Genomic DNA, 18,479 nt, shown 5'->3' with positions numbered 1-18,479 from the left:
GGAATCACTCCAGTCGGATCTCCTCGATCCGAAGTGTCCCGCTCCCGGAGCCGGCCTGCCAGAAGTTCAGGCGGAGTTCACCCAGTGATCCGGCGTCGATGCCGGCCGATTCCATGTCGATCGCGACGTCAGCGACCGAGGTCCCGATCGAGCCGTCCGCGACGTCGCTGAACGTCGAGCGATTGCCGCCGACGCCGACGACGAAGTGATCGCCCTCGCCGCCACTCGCGCCGGCGATCGAGAAGACGATCGAGGAGTACTCGCTGACGTCCTGCTGGATCTGCTCGACGAACCACCCGGCGTTGTCGTATTCGAGGACGAGTGCGCCATCTTCGACGTCGCCACCGCCGTTTGCGAAGGAGCCGGCCCCACACCAGTTGCCCAGATCGTTCCGGTGGTTCGACCACGCCGGATCGCCGTCGTAGTCGTTGACGACGAGTCCGGCCACCGGATCGCCCGGGGGCGTCGTCGTTTCGATGGTTACCGTCTCGGACTCGTTGCCCGCGCCGTCGACGGCCGAAACCCCGATCTCGTAGGTTGTGTCGGCGGAGAGCCCGACGACTGTCGCCTCCGTCGTGCCGGCCTCGATCTGCTGGTCCTGGCTCCCGTCGAGGAAGACGGTGTAGTGGTCCAGCCCGGACCCACCGCTGTCCGTCGAGGCGTCCCAGGAGACGGCGATGGAGGCGGCGGTCGATCCGGTGACCGAGAGGTTCCCGGGCATCGTGGGCGCTTGCTGGTCGTCGCCGTCGGTCGTCGCCACCGTCAGCGTCGCCGGAGTGGACTCGTTGCCGGCAGCGTCGACCGCCGTGACGGCGATGTCGTAGCTCGTTCCTGGCGAGAGCTCCGAAACCGTCGCGGTGGTCGTCCCCGCGTCAACCTGCTGGACCTGTTCACCGGCGACGGCGACGGTGTAGTGATCTAGGCCGGACCCACCCTCGTCGGTCGAGGCGTCCCATGCGAGATCGATCGATGTGTCGGTCCGGTCCGTCGAGGTGAGGTTCGCCGGCGCACTCGGTGCCTGTTCGTCGTCGCCACCGGCCGTCGAGACCGTCACCGTCGTCTGGCTGGACTCGTTGCCGGCGCCGTCGACCGCCGAGACACCGATCTCGTAGCTCGACCCGGCGTCGAGCCCCTCGATCGTCGCGGCGGTCGTCCCAGCCGGCACCTGCTGATCGATGCTTCCGTCGACGGAGACGTTGTAGTGATCGAGTCCCGAGCCTCCGTCGTCGCTCGAAGCGCTCCACTCGATCTCGACGGCCGTCTCCGACTGGGTCGGCGACTCGACGCTCGCGGGGGCCGTCGGGGCGATCGAGTCGCCGTCGTCATCGGGTTCGTCGCTGTCCAGCCATAGTTCGTCGATCGAGATCGAGCTATCGCCGGCATCGTAGAACCGGAGGGTAAGCTGGCCGGGTGATTCGAGGTCAGCACCGGCCGCCTCGAGGTCGACCGAGACGATGGACTCGGTGGTCCCGATCGTGTCGTCTGTGACCTCCGAGAGCAATGGGTCGATGCCCGCAAACTGCAACTCGATGCCGCGGTGCTCGCCGCCGTTCTCGCCGGTCACCTTCATCCGCAGCGTCGGGTAGTCGGTGATGTCCTGGGAGACGCCGGTGCCGTACCAGCCACTGGCGTTGTAGTCGATTTCGAGGCGGCCGTCGACGACCTCTGCGCTCTCGAAGCCGCCGGTGCCGACCCAGTTGCCGAGGTCGTTCGAATCCGGCCAGGCCGGGTCGCCGTCGTAGTCGTTGATCAGCAGGTCGTTCGGCCCCGCGCGGGCGAGATCCGTCGTGACGTCGATGGTCGCGATGTCGGACTCGTTGTCGGCACGGTCGACCGCACTGACGCCGAACTCGTAGGTGGTGTCCGAATCCAGGCCGCCGATCTGGACTTGCGTGGTCTCGGCGGCGACCTCGCGTTCGAGTTCGCCGTCGACGTAGACGACGTAGCCATCGAGTCCCGCGGTTTCGGCGTCACCTTCGTCGGTGGAGTCGTCCCAGGAAATGGCCACCGACTGCCAGGTGTTCTCCGGCGAGGTGAGGTTCGCCGGCACGGACGGCGGCGTCGAGTCCTCGAAGGCATCGGTCGTCACCTCGACGGTCACCGTCTCGGATTCGTTGCGCGCTCGATCGACCGCGCTCACGCCGATCGTGACTGTCGTATCGGATTCCAGTCCCTCGACGGTCGTGGCCGTGGTCGCTTCGGGCACCTGTGTGATCTTCTGGCCGTCGACGGTGACGTTGTAATGGGAAAGTCCCGCCTCGCCCTGGTCGGTCGAGCCGTCCCAGGAGAGCTCGACCGTCGTCTCGGTGACGTTTTCGGCGGTGAGGTTCGACGGGGTGGTCGGCGGTTGCTCGTCGTAGGGGACTGTCGGCGGGTTGGCGTCCTGGTAGTCGATCAGGGCGTTCTTGACGGTCTCGCCCATGTAGCTGTCGCCCCCGAGCAACGTCCAGTCGCAGGGCAGGTCGGCACAGTCTTCGGGCACGTCCTCCGCGTAGGGGTTGCCGATGTTGTCCTCGAAGCTCTCCTCGGTGAACGCCCGGTCGAACATGACTGGCCGCCAGACGGGGTCGGCACACCAAGCTGTCCAGTGGATGGCGTCACTCTTCTCCAAAAATTCGAGGAACGGCTCGCCATAGCCGGAGGTCGTCCCGCCGATGTACTGGCCACCGTTCTCCTCCCAGCCCCACTCGGTGACGAACAGCGGGTACTCCTCGTAGACGCCGGCGACACCCTCGCCGTTGTTGGTGGCGTCCTCCCAGTCGTTTTGCTGGCTCGAGTTGTGCCCGGGATAGATATGGAAGGTGTAGGCGAGGTTCTCGCCGTCGAAGGGCTCGACCAGGGCCCCCTCGGGGCTCTGTGACCAGCTGGGCGACCCGATCAGGATCAGGTTGTCGGGCGCGTGCTCGCGGATGGTGTCGACCCACGGCTGGGCCGTCGCCTTCCAGTCCCGCCAGACGTCCGCCCAGTTCTGGCTCTGGGTCGGATCGCCCCACATCCCCGGCTCGGTCGGTTCGTTGTACAGTTCGTACATGACGTGGGGCTGGTCGGCGTACCGCGGCGCGACGGTGTCCCAGAACATCTCGACTTCCTCGCCCAGCGTGTCGTCGTTCCACTGGACGTCACGGTGGCGATGATAGTCGATGATGGCGTACGCGCCGCGCTGGAGACACCGCTCGATTACCGGGTCGAGATGCTCCTCGAGATACGTCTCGAGTTGGCCCTCGTCGAAGGCGACCGGCGGCGGCCCTTCACCGGGTTCGTGCTCGCCGATGTCGACCGGCTGGACCGGGATCCGGATGACCCGGGAATGCCAGTCGTCGTCCGTGTTCGTCAGCAGGTCGACCACGTCCGTCGCGGTCTTGCCCCTGGCCGGCGCGGTGACGTTGATCCGCTTGGGATCGGCCATGTTGACCCCCCGGAGGTTGACCGTCGCGCCGTCGGGGTCCTTGATGAGGTTGCCATCGACGTGCAGCGGCGGCGTCGGGATGACGTCCGCGGCCGCACTCCCGACGAGGCCACCGCCGAAGCCGGTCGCGATCGCGCCGCCTGCCGCTGCTGCTTTCAGGAAGTCCCGCCGTGACGCGCTCGCGATGCCGGCAGTTGACGGTGACTCCGTCGACTCGGTCGTTCGTCGGGCTGTACTGTCGTCGTCTGGATTGTTGTGTGTCATGGGTTGCTATTCGAACCAGATTTCGTCGATCTCGATCGTTCCACTCGTTCCGTCACCCGACCAGAAGTCGAGATATACCGCGCCGGGACTCGCCCCGTCCATCCCGGCGGCGGCCATGTCGATCGATACTGTCGAGAACGACGTGCCGATCGTGTCGTCGGTGATTTCGGCGAGCACGCCGCCCCCGCCGCCGAGTTCCACCGCGAAGGCCGACTCCTCGCCACCGTCGGCACCGCGAACCTGCAGATTCAGCGTCGAAAACGACGAGACATCCTGGCGAACGTACGACTGCAGCCAGCCGCCGTCGTATTCGAGGACGAGTGCGCCGTCCACGACCTCGCCGTCGTCGTTTGCGAAGGAACCGGCACCGCACCAGTTCCCGAGTTCGTTGCGACTGTCAGCCCACGCCGGGTCGCCGTCGAAGTCGTTGAGGACCAGGCGCTCGCTGGCCGGCGGATCGGTGGTGGCGGTGACGACCCCGCTCCTGTCGGACTCGTTGCCCGCGCCGTCGACGGCACTGACGGCGAACTCGTAGGTCGTCTCCGGCAGCAGGCCGCTGACTTCTGTAGCGGTCGTCCCGGCAGTGACCCGATGATCCAGCGCGCCGTCGAGGTAGACGGCATAAGTGGCGAGGCCGGAGTCGCCGGAATCACTCGCGGCGTCCCACGCCAGACCGACACTCTCGCTGCCCGTCTCGGTCACGGCGAGGTTCGACGGGGCCGAGGGCGGCGTCTCGTCGCCACCGCCGGCGCTCGCCGGCAGGTCGTCGTTGCGCTTCTCGCGAAGTCGCTCCTTGAACAGCCGACCGTGGGGACTGTCGACCTCGTAATCCCGATTCAACATGCCGGGCGACCACGTGTGGTCGAAACACCAGGCCTGCCAGTGGATGTCGTGGGCGTCGAAGAGGTCGAGGAACTGCTGGCCCTCGACTTCGTTGGTCCCGACGAGGTAGGGCGAGCCCTCGGTCCCGTACCCGAACTCGCTCATGAACACCGGAACCTCCTCTGAGGGCTCGCCGAAGTACGTCGATAGCGGCCGGAGGTTCTCGTGGGCGTAGACGTGGCCCGCATACGCGAGATTGTCGCCCTCGAACTCGTGTTCGCCCGCCCAGTAGGTGAACTGGCTCCAGCGCGGCGACCCGATGACGATCAGGTTCCGGGACGCGTGCTCCCGAATGAGATCGACCCACGGCTGGGCCGTCTCGCGCCAGTAGAGGTAGTTCTCCTCGGCACGAGCGTCCGTGACGCCAACGTCGTCGGTCGGATCGCCGGCCCCCGGATACGGCGTGTTCGGTTCGTTGTACAGTTCGTAGATGACGTGGGAACGATCGCTGTAGCGCGGGGCGACCTCGTTCCAGAACAACCGGATCTCCTCGTCGAGTTCCGGCGAGTCCCAGTCGGGCCCCTCCGGATAGTGGCGATGGTAATCCAGCATGATGTACGCGCCGACGTCCTCGGCCGCGTCGACCGCCGGATCGACGTACTCCGCGAGATAATTCTGGAGTTCGTCCTGCGTGAATCCCGGCGTCGGGGCCGCCGTCCCCGGACCATGATCGCCGATGTCCTGAGGCTGCATCGGGAGCCGGATGACGTGGGCGTGCCAGCCCTCGCCCGGATCGGTCGCCAACTCGATCAGCGGCTCGATGTTCTTGCGCCACTCCTTGGCCGCCCGCGCGGGGTCGATAACGTTCACACCCCGCAGGATCACCTTGTTGCCGTCGGGATCCCGCAGGAGATTGCCATCGACTTCGAGCCACGGCGTTGGAATACCGGCTGCAGCCGCTGAGCCGACAGCGCCACTCCCGACGCCCAGGCCGACCAGTCCCGCAGCCGCGGTCGTCTGCAGAAACGACCGTCTGGATATCCCTGCCCGATACGTCTCGGGGCCCTCCTGCGTGAATTCGTCTCGTTCAGTCGTCGATTCGTCAGTTTCGGTTCGTTCCGTCGAACGGTCTTTCGTCATGTGTATGCTCTCGTTGTTTTCGCGGTCGCGATTGGGACCACCAGCCAGTCCGATCGAGTAGGTGTCCGGATCCGGATCGGTTCAACCGATTACCCCGAACCCGGCCCGGTTGGTCAACTCACGAAACCGTGATCGTCACCTCGTGGGTGGTCGATTCCCCCTCGTTGTCGGTCGCAGTCAGCGCAACCGTGTACGTCCCCGTCGCGTCGTAGGTGTGCTCGGTCCACCAGCCGGTCGCCGTGTCCCCGTCGTCGAAATCCCACGACAGCGACTCGATCCATCGGCTGTTGCCGGACGTATCCGTCACCGAGAAGGTCAGCCGCTCGCCGACAGCGGCGTCGGTCGTGCTCGGAGTTATCTCCGCGAGCACATCACCGGTCGAGTCGCCACCGTCCTCACCGGCCTGGTCGTCACTGCTGCCCCCGCTACCGCTCTCATCACTGCTTTCGCTGTCGTCGCCATCTGATTCACCGCCGCCACCGTCGTCTGCGCCATCATCACCGCCGACGACGATGTCAACCTGGTGGGTGGTGGAGTCGCCCTCGTTGTCGGTCGCCGTCAGCGAGACCGTGTAGGTGCCGGCCGAATCGTACGTGTGTTCGGCCCACCAGCCACTCGCGGTGTCTCCGTCGTCGAAGTCCCACGACAGGGCGTCGATCCAGCGATCGGTACCGGAGGTGTCCGTGACCGAGAAGGTCAGCCGCTCGCCGACACCGGCGTCGGTGGTGCTCGGACGTATCTCCGCGAGCAGGTCGACTGTCGTCCCACCGTCGCCATCGTCCTGTCCGTCACTTCCCTCGCCTGTATCGCCACCGTCGTCTGTTCCGTCGCCACCGTCGTCTGTTCCGTCGTCACCGTCGTCACTACCGCCACCACCGCCGGCACTGTCACCCAGTTTGTCGTAGACGACGTCGAAGTACTCACTCGCTGTGTAGGACTCGGCACCACAGTCGTCACCCCAGTAGGGGTTGGCCATGTTCATGGGATCGTCCGACCCATCGCCGTTCCAGGCCCAGCCGATCACCGGCCAGCCGAGTTCTTTCGCGTAGTCGATGATAGCCGACCAGTCCGCCCCGGTCGAGTCGGCGTAGTTGCCGAACTCGCCGATCATGCACGGATACCCCGTCTCGTCCAGCACGTCGAGATCCTCGGGAACAAGGTTCTGACCCGTTGTCGCGTTCCAGGCGCTGGGGTAGACGTGCGCCGAGAGGATCAGGTCGTCGTGGTCGATGGACTCGACAGCGTCGGCCAGTCGATACGTTCCCTGGCCCCAGCCGGGAGCGTCACAGACGATCGGGCCGTCGTAACTAGTGCCCGACCGGACCGTGCTGATGGCGTCGTTGTACGCCGATGCGTACTCCTCTGCCGTGACGTCGTGGTTTCCCCACTCGTTCATCAGGTTGACGGTGAAGTCGGTGTCCGCAGCGAGCGTCTCGTAGTGTTCGACCCAGAAATCCGCGGCATCCTGGAGCGCTGAGGCCTCGGCGGACCCGTTGTCCGGGTAGTGATGATAGGTCGCGATGACGTTCTTGCCGTTGGCTGCGGCCTCGTCGATCCAGCGCTTGGCGTCCTCGACGGTCGTCGCGACCTCGTCGAACGAGAAGGGCTCGATCTCGATGCGGACCGTCTCGATGTCCGGGTGATCGTTCATCAGATCCCAGCCCAGCGCCTGATCGCCATCACAGAAGTACGACGGCTGGAGGTTCACCCCATCGCCGAACGTGGCCGGATCGGCGCTGGCGCTACCGGTCCCGAGGACACCAATCAACGCCCCGCTACCGATGGCCTTCAGCACGTCCCGTCGGGCCGGAGACTCGAGCCCATCCGAAGACGAGGCGTCCCCTGACCGTCCAGACTCCCGATCCGTCGTGGTTTGCTGTCTATCCGCCTGTGTCGTCGATTGCGTGTTGTTGTCTGTCATGTGTCGAGTTGGCCTCGCGTGTGTCGGTCAGTCTGTCGGTCGTGGCGGTGACCCCCACCGAATTAGTCAGTCAGTTCCGCTGTCGATCAGCAGCGCGTCGCCGGCTGGGTGCCGGACGGGATCGATCCCCATGAGTGTGCGTGAGTGGCAGATCCCGCCGGTCGCCCAGTTCGGTTGCCCGTTCAGGAGACTGTGATGGTCACCTCGTCAGTCGTGGACTCGTCGTCGTTGTCTGTCGCAGTCAACGAGACGGTGTAGGTGCCGGCGGCATCGTAGGTCGTCTCCGCGTACCAGCCACTACCCGTGTCGCCGTTGCCGAGATCCCACTCGGCCCCGGTGATCCAGTTCGCGGACCCTGTCGCGTCAGTGAGCCAGAACTGGACCGTCTGGCCGACGCTGGCTTCCGTCGTGCTCGGATCGATCTCGGCGACGAGATCGCCGGTCGTTCCATCACCGTCACCGTCGCCATCACCGTCGCCGTTACCGTCGCCATCACCGTCGCCATCTCCCTCTCCGTCGCCATCGCCGTCACCACCGCCGACGACGATATCGACCTCGTGGGTGGTGGACTCGTCGTCGTTATTCGTCGCCGTCAGCGCCACGGTGTAGGTGCCGGCGGACTCGTAGGTCGTCTCGGTGTACCAGCCGCTCGCCGTGTCGCCGTTGCCGAGGTCCCACTCCAGGGAGCTGATCCAGTTGCCCGAGTCGGTCGTATCCGTCACCCGGAAGGTGACCCGCTCGCCGACCGCGGGGCTGGTCGTACTCGGGTCCATCTCGGCGATCAGATCACCGTCGCCAGTTTCGTCACCGTCTTCTTCACCATCGCCATCGCCGTTGCCATCGCCATCACCATCGCCATCGCTATCTCCGTCGCCATCACCATCGCCATCCTCGTCAGTCGTTGCCTGGACGGTCGCCGTCTCGGACTCGTTGCCCGCACCGTCGACGGCCGAAACCCCGATCTCGTAGGTCGTGGCGGCATCCAGCCCGTCGATCGTCGCTGTCGTCATCCCGGCGCCGACGGTCTGGTCCTCGCTGCCATCGACTGAGACGACGTAGACATCGAGCCCCGACGTTCCGTTGTCCGTCACGCCGTCCCAGGAGACGGTGATCGAGGAACTCGTGGAATCGGTCGCGGTCAGGTTCGTCGGCGTTTCTGGTGGCTGGGTGTCGCCATCGCTTTCCCCGTCGCCTTCGAGCGTCACTGTCACCGTCGTCGTGCCCGAAGCGTCCGAGACCGAGACTGTCTCAGTCGTCTCCGCGCTGTCGGTGCTGACGGTGACTTCGTGGTCACCCAGGAACGCCGTCGTGGCGTAGGTTCCACTGGCGTCGGTCGTGCCGGAATCGTCGGTCCACCACTCGTCGTACACCAGCCCGGTCCAGACATCGTACGCCGGCTTTGTCGACCAATCATCGTAGAACAGCGGTGCCTCGTTCTCCCAGTGGCGGCCGTCCCAGAAGCCCCACATGATGAAGTCGTCACACCCGGGATGGCTGAACGCTCCGCGGAGGTAATTCTCTAAGACCTCCGCGCGCTCCTCGTCGGAATTCCAGTCGTCGCCGTTGTACGTGTCGAACTCCGTGATCTTCAGGCGCGCACCGAGATCCGCCCACTTGTTCATCTCCTCGGTGACCTGTGCGGCGCTGATCCGGCCGTCCGGGCTGTCGTTGGAATTGAACTCGCCCGTCCGGGCACCGGCGTGAGCCTGAAGGCCGACCGTATCGAGCTGGACAGCGTTGTCGTTGATATGCTGGATCTCGTTGACGTACCGGTTGTCGGTGTAGCCGTACGCGAACTGGTTGAAGTCGTTGACGGCGATCCCGACGTCGAGGCCGTTCTCCTCGATCACCGACTCGGCCTGATCGTACCAGTCGGCCAGCAGTTCGGAGGTCCAGGGGACGACGTCGCCGGTCCAGGGCTCCTCGGTGTCGATCTGGTCGCCGTAGACGCCGATCTGCAGCTGATAGGCGTGCATCGCCTCGTTGACGACCTCCCACTCGGTGAAGTCGTCGCCGTAGTGGGTGATGATCTCCTCGATGTGAGCCATCGAGCGCTCGCGGATCGTCTGCTCGTCACCCTCGTCGATCGCCGTCAGGATGTCGTCCGGGATCGCCGCGACGTCCTCCCGGCCCCAGATGCAGACGTGCCCCCGCATGTCCAGGCCCTGATTCAAGATCCACTCGGTCGCCTCGTCGGCCAGTTGCTGTTCGTTCTCCCAGAAGTCCCACTTGTGGCGGTTCTCCATCACCGCCTTGTTGAACAGTTCGGGGATGTACTCCCGATAGTTGTCGCCCTCGCTGGAGCTGTTGATCAGCGTGTTCGCGTTGACGGCCGTCCCGAAGCCAAAGTCGTGTTCCTGCTGGGAAACCGCAACACTGGCATCCGAGACCGTCGAGCCGTCGGGGTTCTCGACGACGACTTCCAGATTGCCAGTCCGGTGTTCCTCGATGCGCTCGTCGATATCCAGCGAGGTGTCCGCGGTCTCCGCGGCCGCGCCGCCCGTCGCTGCACCCCCGAGTCCGCCAAGGGCTGCGGCCGCCGCGACCGCCCGCAGATAGTCCCGCCGTTCCATCGAACCGGCGGGCCCCTCCCCGTCGGTCGTGGGTTCGCTCGCGTCGTGGACGTCGTCTGATTCGTGTGCCGATGCGTCGATGTCGTGTGAATCGTCGTGTGTCATCGTGATATGTCGTTCCGCTGCGTTTCGAGGGCGAATCCGCTACTGGAAGCGGATCTCCTCGATTTCGAGCGTGCCACTGCCGCCCTGCCAGAAGTTCAGTCGAACCGAGAGCCCCCCGGTCGACGGGTCGATACCTGCCGATTCCATGTCGACGGTGACGGTCGAGGCCGACGTTCCGATGGCGTCGTCGGTGAACGCAGAGAGGAGCCCGCGAGCGCCACCCACGTCCAGCAGGAACTCGTCCGCTTGGACGTCGTCACCGGCCAGGACCAACACCAGTTCCGAGTACTCCGAGACGTCCTGGTTGAGCTGCTCGACGAACCAGCCGGCATTGTCGTATTCGAGGACCAGCGCCCCGTCCTCGACCTCGCCGCCACCGTTCTCGAACGAGCCAGCCCCGCACCACTGGCCGAGATCGTTTCGATTGGACGCCCACGCCGGGTCGCCGTCGTAGTCGTTGACGACGAGTGCCTCGGCTGGCGTCTCGTCGTCAGTGCCGTCGCCCTCATCGTCTTCGCCGTCGTCGGCTTCCGCGGTCGTGGCCTGTACGGTCGCGGCGTCGGACTCGTTGCCCGCACTGTCGACTGCCGAGACGCCGATCTCGTAGGTCGCCGCCGCGTCGAGCCCCTCGACCGTCGCGGTCGTCATGCCGGCACCGATCGTCTGGTCCTGTGAGCCGCCCACGGAGACGACGTACTGGTCCAGCCCGGCGGTCCCGTTGTCCGTCACGCCGTCCCAGGAGACGGTGACCGTCGAGTCGGTCGTCGTCGACACCGAGAGATTCGTCGGCACCGACGGCGGCTGGGTGTCGTCCGCGGCGCTGCCGTCACCCGCGACGGTGACCGTGACCGTCGTCGTGCCCGAGGCATCCGTGACTTCGACTGACTCGGTCGTCTCTGCGCTATCGGTACTGACGGTGACTTCGTGGTCACCCAGGAACGCCGTCGTGGTGTAGGCCCCTCTGGAGTCAGTCGTGCCGGAGTCGTCGGTCCACCACTCGTCGTAGACCAGGCCGGTCCAGACATCGTATGCGGGTTTCTGCGACCAGTCCTCGTAGAACAGCGGCGCTTCGTCTTCCCAGTGGTCGCCGTCCCAGAAGCCCCACATGATGAACGCGTCGACGCCAGGATGGCTGAACGCACCCCGGAGGTAGTTCTCCGTCACGTCGGCGCGTTCCTCATCTGAGTTCCAGTCGTCGCCGTTGTACGTGTCGAACTCCGTGATCTTCACGCGTGCGCCGTGGTCGGCCCACGTGTTGATCTCCGAGACGACCTGGTCGGCGTCGATCCGGCCGTCCGGATCGTCGTTGGAATTGAACTCGCCCTCTCGGGCGGCAATGTGTGCCTGGAGGCCGACCGTGTCCAGCTGTGCCCCGTTGGCGTTGATGTGATCGATCTCCGACTCGTAGCGGTTGTCCGTGTAGGCGTAGGGGAACTGGTTGAAGTCGTTGACCGCGATGCCGACGTCGAGGTCGTGCTCCGCGATCACCGACGCGGCCTGCTCGTACCACGCCGCCAGGAGTGGGGAGGTCCACGGGACGATCTCACCGTTCCAGGGCTCCTCGGTGTCGATCCGGTCGCCGTAGACACCGAGCTGGAGCTGGTAGGCGTGCATCGCCTCGTTGACGACGTCCCAGTCGGTGATGTCCTCGCCGTAGTGGGTGATGATCTCCTCGATGTGGGCCATCGAACGCTCGCGGATCGTCTCGGCGTCGCGTTCCTCGATCGCCGTCAAGATATCGTCCGGGATCGCCGCGACGTCCTCCCGACCCCAGAGACAGACGTGTCCGCGCATGTCCAGTCCCTGATCGAGCAGCCAGTTCGTCGCCTCGTCGGCGACCTCCCGGTTGTTCTCCCAGAACCGCCACTTGTGGTGGTTGCCGAGCACCGCCGTGTTGAACAGCTCCGGGACGTACTCGCGGTAGTTGTCGCCGGGGTCGCTCTCGTTGACGAGCCTGTCGGCGTTGACGGCGGTGCCGAAGCTGAACGCGTGTTCCTGCTGGGCGATCGAGACCTCGGCGTCCGAGACCGTCGAGCCGTCGGGGTTCTCGACGACAACCTCAAGAGTGCCTGTCCGGTGTTCTTCGATCCGTTCGTCGATACTCAAGGAAGTGTCAGCCGTCTCGGCGGCTGCGCCACCCGTTGTGGCAGCGCCGAGTCCGGCCGCCGCGGCCGCTGCCGCGACGGTCTGGAGATAGTCTCGCCGGTCCATCGAGCCGACAGAATCGTCAGCCTCGACGGGGCCGGCTGTCGATGTGTCGATGTCGTCGTTCGTGTCTGGTGTCATCGGTATCGTCGTGTGTTGTGCTCGCCGATCCCGATCGCCACTCGGTGACGTCGGGCGGGGATCGGTCACGCTGCGGTCAGTCGTCGGTTCGATCGGTCACCGAGCCGCACCGTCCGGTGGGCCGAACCGTGGATCGACCACGGAGTGGACGCGGCTAGTGGAGCCCGGAACTCGGTTTACGAGACCGTGATCGTCACCTCGTGAGTGGTCGATGCACCCCCGTTGTCGGTCGCGGTGAGCGTGACGGTGTAGGTGCCCGGCGAATCGAAGGAATGGGCAGCCCACCACCCGGTGGCTGTCATCCCGTCTCCGAAATCGAACGCCAGAGAAGTGAGCCAATTGCTCGAACCGCTCGTGTCGGTGACGCGGAACGTGACCCGCTCACCGACACTGGCCGCTGTCGTGCTCGGATCCATCTCGGCGTTCAAGTTACCGGTGTCACCACCCGATTCCCCGCTGGTGTCACCGCCGGAATTACCGGCGCTTTCGTCCTCGACAGGTTGCCAGACGTAGTAGTCCTCCTCGCGGGGTTCCTGATCCTGGGTGTACCACTGGGCCTCCCAGACGCGTCCGTCGTGGACGACCCGATCGCCGGTGCGATAAACGGCAGTTGAATCCCACGTGGGATACTCGCTGGAACCCCCTGAGTCGCTACCGGCGTCATCGCCCGAACTATCGCCGGTATCACTGCCCGAATCATCGCCGGAGTCGCCAGTGTCACTGTCCGAGTCATCATCGGAGTCACTGCCCGACCCATCGCCATCGTTGCCACCCGAATCATCACCGGAGTTGCCGCCGGATCCGTCGTCGGTCCCGCCGCTGACGTCGACGTGTTCCAGCATCTCCGCAGCGTAGCGACGGCCGAGTTCTCGATACGCTTCGGACGTGAAGTGCGCGTAATCCTGGCCGGCAAGTCCTTCAGCCGAGACGACGTGAGCGTTCTCGATGACGTCCGGGAGTTCGTTGACTTCAGTGTTGTGCGAGCCACAACACCCCCCAGCCGAGTCATAGAGCATCTCACCCGCCAGGAACGGGACGTTGCCGATACCGAGGTCGGCGCGGAGATCCTCGACGATACCCTGGACCTGATCGGTCCACTGCTGATCGTTCGTGTTCGTCTCGCCCTGGTGGAACAGAATGCCCCTGAACGTCCCGACTTGCTGGGCCGTTTCGGCAAGATCGACCATCCATTCGTAGCCGCCGTCGAACTGGGAGGGGATGTCGCGGTCGTTCCGACCGATCGGTGCCCCCTTTTCGAAGAGAGCAATGTCGGCCCCGCTGACGGCTGCGGGAACGAGACCGATCGACCGGTCGTCCGGCATCTCCTCGATCATGGACTTCGCGAAGTAATCGCCGGGACCGAGCTTCCCATAGCATCGGTTGAGCGGCGGTTCGGCCAGATACCACTCGCCATACTCGCGATCGAGGTTCGGACAGGTCTTGTCAGCGAGGACGTGGATCCGCGGATGGGTCTCCCTGTCCTGGGCTTCGATCGGTCCCTGTCCCTCCATGTTCGACTGGCCGAACAGCAGGTACAGATCAAGATTCGACGGGTCCGTCGCCGTGGTCGCCGTGGCCTGCTGCCCGAGTCCGACCGCGAACGTCCCTGCACCGACCGCGGCACCGGCCTTCAGGAAGTCACGTCGAGACGGGTCCCTGGAGCCGGTCGAGTCGTTCGAACCTTGCTGCTCAGCACCGCTACTTGGTTTCTCATCTACTTCGCCGGTATCGTTCGTGCGTCGTGTCATATTTTTGTTTCGTTCCCCCGGTCGACCCCCCGATGAGACGCCAACGGCAGGCGAATCGAGTAGTTGCGCCCCTATTCGAATCGGATCTCGTCGATTTCGAGCGTGCCACTGCCGCCCTGCCAGAAGTTCAATCGGACCGACAGTCCCCCGGCTGACGGATCGATGCCGGCCGACTCCATGTCGACGGTGACCGTCGAAGCCGACGTCCCGATGGCATCGTCGCTGAACGCCGAGAGAAGCCCGCGAGCGCCACCGACGTCAAGCAGGAAGTCGTCTTCTTCGCCGCCATCGGCGCCGCTGAGGACGAAGACGAGGTCCGAATACCCCGAAAGGTCTTGATTGATTTGCTCCTGGAACCAGCCGGCGTTGTCGTACTCCAGAACGAGTGCGCCGTCCTGCACGTCGCCGCTCCCGTTCTCGAAGGAGCCGGCCCCGCACCACTGCCCGAGATCGTTGCGATTGCTCGACCACGCCGGATCGCCGTCGTAATCGTTGACGACGAGCGCGTCACCCGACGGCGTCTCCGTCTCGGTTTCAGTGTCTGTCGGCGTCTCGGTTTCAGTGTCTGTCGGCGTCTCGGTTTCAGTGTCCGTCGGCGTCTCGGTTTCAGTGTCCGTCGGCGTCTCGGTCGGGGTCGGCGTCTCAGTCGGAGTCGGCGTCTCAGTCGGGGTCGGCGTGTCGGTCCCGCTCCCGCTTTCGTAGGTCGACCCGTTGATCGTGACGTCGAAGGTGTTGTAGGTAGTCTCGCCGGAACTGCCCTCCCAGTACTCGTTGCCGAGTTCGACACCCGAGAGCCAGAGACTCTCGTCGACGCCGTGTTCCGCGGTCAGATAGTCGACGATCTCGGTCAGGTCGATCCGGCCGCCGTCGTGACCGCCCTGGATTCGGAAGATGTAGAACGTCGCATTCGTTCCGCCGGAGTTGTAGGTCGTCCAATGATCGACGGTGTTGCCGAATCGGTCGGTCCAGACGTTCTCGGCCTCGACCGCGCCGTGGTCGTGCTGGTCGTTCCAGTCCAGGAGAAGCATGATCTCGTACTGGTGGGTCCCGGTCTCCTGGCTCGGTGGCTGGTCCATCAGCCACCACTCCTCGGCCCAGTCCCACTCGCCGCCGGACTCGGAGTACTCGGCCTCGACGTCGATAACGAGTTCGTCAACGTCCCGACGCCGAATCGGGAACTCCGCCACCCCGGTGTCAGTCCCCCAGGGTTTCGTCCCACAGATCACCTCGGGATAGTTGATCCCACTGCCACCCGCGGCGTCGAAGTCATAGCCGTAACTGCCGTCGTCGTTGAGCCAGACACACTGATCGGCGTTTGAGTTCCCCCACTGGTTGTCCACCAGGGTGAACCCGTCGGCGACGTCGATCGACCCGTAGTCGTCGGAGTTACAGACCTCCTCGACCGTCGCCGCCGAGGCCGGCCCGCTCGCGTTGAGTGCGAGCGCACCCAACCCTACGCCGGCCCCCGTCAGGAGGAACCGCCGACGGGTTTGGGCCGAGACGGACGGACGATCGCGTGATCGCCCCCCGGAATCGGTGGTCGTGGCACTGGTAGTCGATTCTCCCGTCGGTTCGTCCGTATCATCACGTGTCATGGCTGTGGGTCGTGGCTTCGCCAGAACGGGCCCCGTAACTCGGCCAGGCATCCGTTACCCCCGTAACACGGCCGGCCGGTAGGGTCGTTCTGCGCTGTCGTGGTCGTCGGAAGGGCACGTTCGAACGTGTCGTGCTGTCTCCCATTGGTCGCTGGATGGCTAATTGATCGATGCGTGTGTGAATTCGATCGGCTCTCGACAGCAGGTCGACATCCGAGAGGCCCGCGTCAGCGAGGCGATCGAACCCGCGACCGCCGCGGGCGTGCCGGCGCTACGCGCGGACACCTGGTCGACGGATCAGGAGATGGTCACCTCGACTTCGTCGGTGGACGTCTCGCCCTCGTTGTTGGTCGCGGTCAGCGTGACCGTGTAGGTACCTGTCGACTGGTAGCGCTCGTCGGTGTACCAGCCGCGCCCGGTGGTGCCGTTGCCGAGTTCCCACTCCAGCCCGGTGATCCAGGTCTGGTTACCGGTCTCGTCGGAGATCCAGAACTGGACCAGGTCGCCGGTCGAGGCCGAGGTCGTCCCCGGATCGATCGTCGCAATCGGCTCCCCGGACGTCCCGTCGTCATCGTCGGATTCGCTCGTCGTGGCCCCGACGGTCGTCGCGGCGGACTCGTTGCCCGCACCGTCGACCGCGCTGACCCCGATCTGGTAGGACGTTCCAGCGGAGAGGCCGTCGACCGTCGCACTCGTCGTGCCGGCCGGGACCGTCCGGTCCTGGGAGCCGTCGACGGAGACGACGTAGCTGTCGAGACCGGAACCGCCCGAATCCGTCGATGCGCTCCAGGAGACCTCGACCGAGGTTTCCGTCGTCGACTCGACCGAGACGTTCGACGGGGCCGACGGCGCTTGCGTGTCACCGTCGTCGCTGCCGGCGTCGGTGTCGGCCGTGATCGTCGTCGTGCCGGACGTGTTACCGGCACCGTCCTCGGCCGAGACCGCGATCTGGTAGGACGTGTCGGCGGCCAGTCCGGAGATAGTCGCACTCGTCGTGCCGGCCGAGACCGTCTGCTCCAGCGAGCCGTCGACGAGGACGTTGTACTGCGCGAGTCCAGCCGTGCCCGAATCCGTGGAAGCGCTCCAGGAGACCGTGATCGAGGAACTCGTCTCGTCGGTCACGGTGAGGTTCGACGGGATCGATGGTGCCGTCGTGTCGTCATCGTCGCCGCCACTGCCCGGCAGGTCGTCATTCCGGTTCTCATAGAGATACTCCTGCCACCACTGTGCGGGACGGGCCTCGTAGTCGTGGATGACCCAGTCGCCGTCCTGACTCTCGTCGTGGACGAAGAAAGAGGGCTCCCAGGTGTGATCGAAGTTCCAGCAGATCGGGTGGACCGGGTACTCATCGAGGAAGGTCTCGAAGCCGTCGGCGTACTCGGAGGTCGTCCCTTCGAGGAAGCTGAAGCCGTCGCGACCGCCGCCCTCGGCCCAGCCGAACTCGCTGAAGAACATCGGTACCTCCTCGGCGGCCGTGCCGAAGGAGTCCGACAGGGGTCGCATCCCCTCGTGGGTGTAGACGTGGCCGGTGTAACAGATGTTCTCGCCGTCGAACTCGTTGGTCGGTGCCCAGTAGGTGAGCTGACTCCACCGCGGCGAGCCGATCGTGATGAGGTTGTCGGGCGCGTGTTCGCGGACCGTGTCGACCCACGGCTGGGCACGGTCGACCCACATGTCCCAGTACTCCTGGTTCGCATCGGCGTCGTATGAGGGGTTTTCTTCACCCTCCTCGCCGGTCGCGGGCAGTTCGGTCGGCGAGCCCCAGTCACCGGCGTAGGGACCAGTCGGCTCGTTGTAGATGTCATAGACCACGTGCGAGCGGTCGTTGTACCGCGGCGCGACGAAGTTCCAGTACATCTGGAGCTCCTGGTTGAGCTCGGCGGCGTACTCCTCGGTGTAGCCATCGAGCTGGGAGGCCTGCTCCTCTGAGTGCCAGAGCACACCACGTTCGCCACAGAAGCCGATGTCGTTTTCGAAGGACTCGTTCCCGCACTGATAGTCACCGAGATCCTCCTCGTGCTGAGGCTGGTGGAAGATCGGGAAGTGGCGGTGATAGTCGATCATCACGTAGAGGCCTTCCTCCTCGGCGGCGTCGACGATCGGGTCGATGTAATCCGAGAAGTAGGTCTCCAGATCCGACTCGTCGATCTGGCCGGGCAGCAGCGGGCCCCAGTCGTCTCCGTGGGGCATACTGCCGATGCTCCCGGACCCGGCGTCCCCGATGTCCTGTGGCTGGGTCGGAACCCGGAGGATGTTGTTGTGCCAGCCACCGTCGTTTGACTCGTCAGTGTTCGTGGCTTTGTCGAAAACGCCCATCGAATCCTTGCTCCGCCAGGACCGCGCCAGCCGGGCCGGATCGGCCATGTTGACCCCGCGAAGGATGACCTGATTGCCGTCGGGATCCCGAAGCAGGTTGCCGTCGCGTTCGAGCCACGGCGTCGGGATGCCGGCCGCCGAAACCGAGCCGACGATGCTGCTTGCGAACCCGGCCGTGAGTGCGCTCGCCCCCGCCGCCTTGAGAACGTCTCGCCGCGAGACATCGTCGATGATTCGACTGTCGTTCGTCGTCGATTCGCCGCCGTCGTACGTGTCGTTATCTGTCATTGTCGTGTGTTTCGA

At 65.1% G+C, this 18,479-nt stretch carries 8 protein-coding genes; all 8 read right to left on the bottom strand.

Features of this window, described 5'->3' with window-relative positions; all coding sequences use genetic code 11:
- Positions 1-4: 4 nt before the first annotated feature.
- The gene (locus HUTA_RS15945) at positions 5-3,670 is read right to left on the bottom strand and encodes a fibronectin type III domain-containing protein (protein ID WP_015790127.1); all 3,666 of its coding nucleotides are present in this window, start codon (positions 3,668-3,670) and stop codon (positions 5-7) included.
- A 6-nt stretch (positions 3,671-3,676) separates the two neighbouring features.
- Positions 3,677-5,632 (bottom strand): cellulase family glycosylhydrolase, encoded by a 1,956-nt coding sequence (locus tag HUTA_RS11725; protein ID WP_015790126.1) that lies wholly within the window; start codon positions 5,630-5,632, stop codon positions 3,677-3,679.
- Positions 5,633-5,750: 118 nt separating this feature from the next.
- On the bottom strand, positions 5,751-7,553 hold the full coding sequence (locus HUTA_RS15940; RefSeq protein ID WP_015790125.1) for a PKD domain-containing protein: 1,803 nt from the start codon (positions 7,551-7,553) through the stop codon (positions 5,751-5,753).
- 182 nt (positions 7,554-7,735) lie between these two features.
- Positions 7,736-10,231, bottom strand: a complete 2,496-nt coding sequence (locus HUTA_RS11715) for an endo-1,4-beta-xylanase (protein WP_015790124.1) — start codon at positions 10,229-10,231, stop codon at positions 7,736-7,738.
- A gap of 39 nt (positions 10,232-10,270) precedes the next feature.
- Positions 10,271-12,517, bottom strand: coding sequence for an endo-1,4-beta-xylanase (locus tag HUTA_RS11710; RefSeq protein ID WP_015790123.1), 2,247 nt, complete (start codon positions 12,515-12,517; stop codon positions 10,271-10,273).
- 176 nt (positions 12,518-12,693) lie between these two features.
- Entirely contained in the window at positions 12,694-14,265 is a 1,572-nt protein-coding gene (locus tag HUTA_RS11705; RefSeq protein WP_015790122.1) for a sialate O-acetylesterase, read from the bottom strand.
- A gap of 71 nt (positions 14,266-14,336) precedes the next feature.
- A complete protein-coding gene (locus HUTA_RS11700) occupies positions 14,337-15,860 on the bottom strand; it encodes a GH12 family glycosyl hydrolase domain-containing protein (RefSeq protein WP_015790121.1) in 1,524 nt (507 codons plus the stop codon).
- Between the two features lie 297 nt (positions 15,861-16,157).
- Positions 16,158-18,464, bottom strand: coding sequence for a fibronectin type III domain-containing protein (locus HUTA_RS11695; protein ID WP_015790120.1), 2,307 nt, complete (start codon positions 18,462-18,464; stop codon positions 16,158-16,160).
- Between the last annotated feature and the right edge of the window lie 15 nt (positions 18,465-18,479).

Origin of the sequence: Halorhabdus utahensis DSM 12940 (assembly GCF_000023945.1) — an archaeon.
GTDB classification, from domain to species: Archaea; Halobacteriota; Halobacteria; order Halobacteriales; family Haloarculaceae; genus Halorhabdus; species Halorhabdus utahensis.
This window is presented reverse-complemented; position numbering and strand designations above follow the sequence as displayed.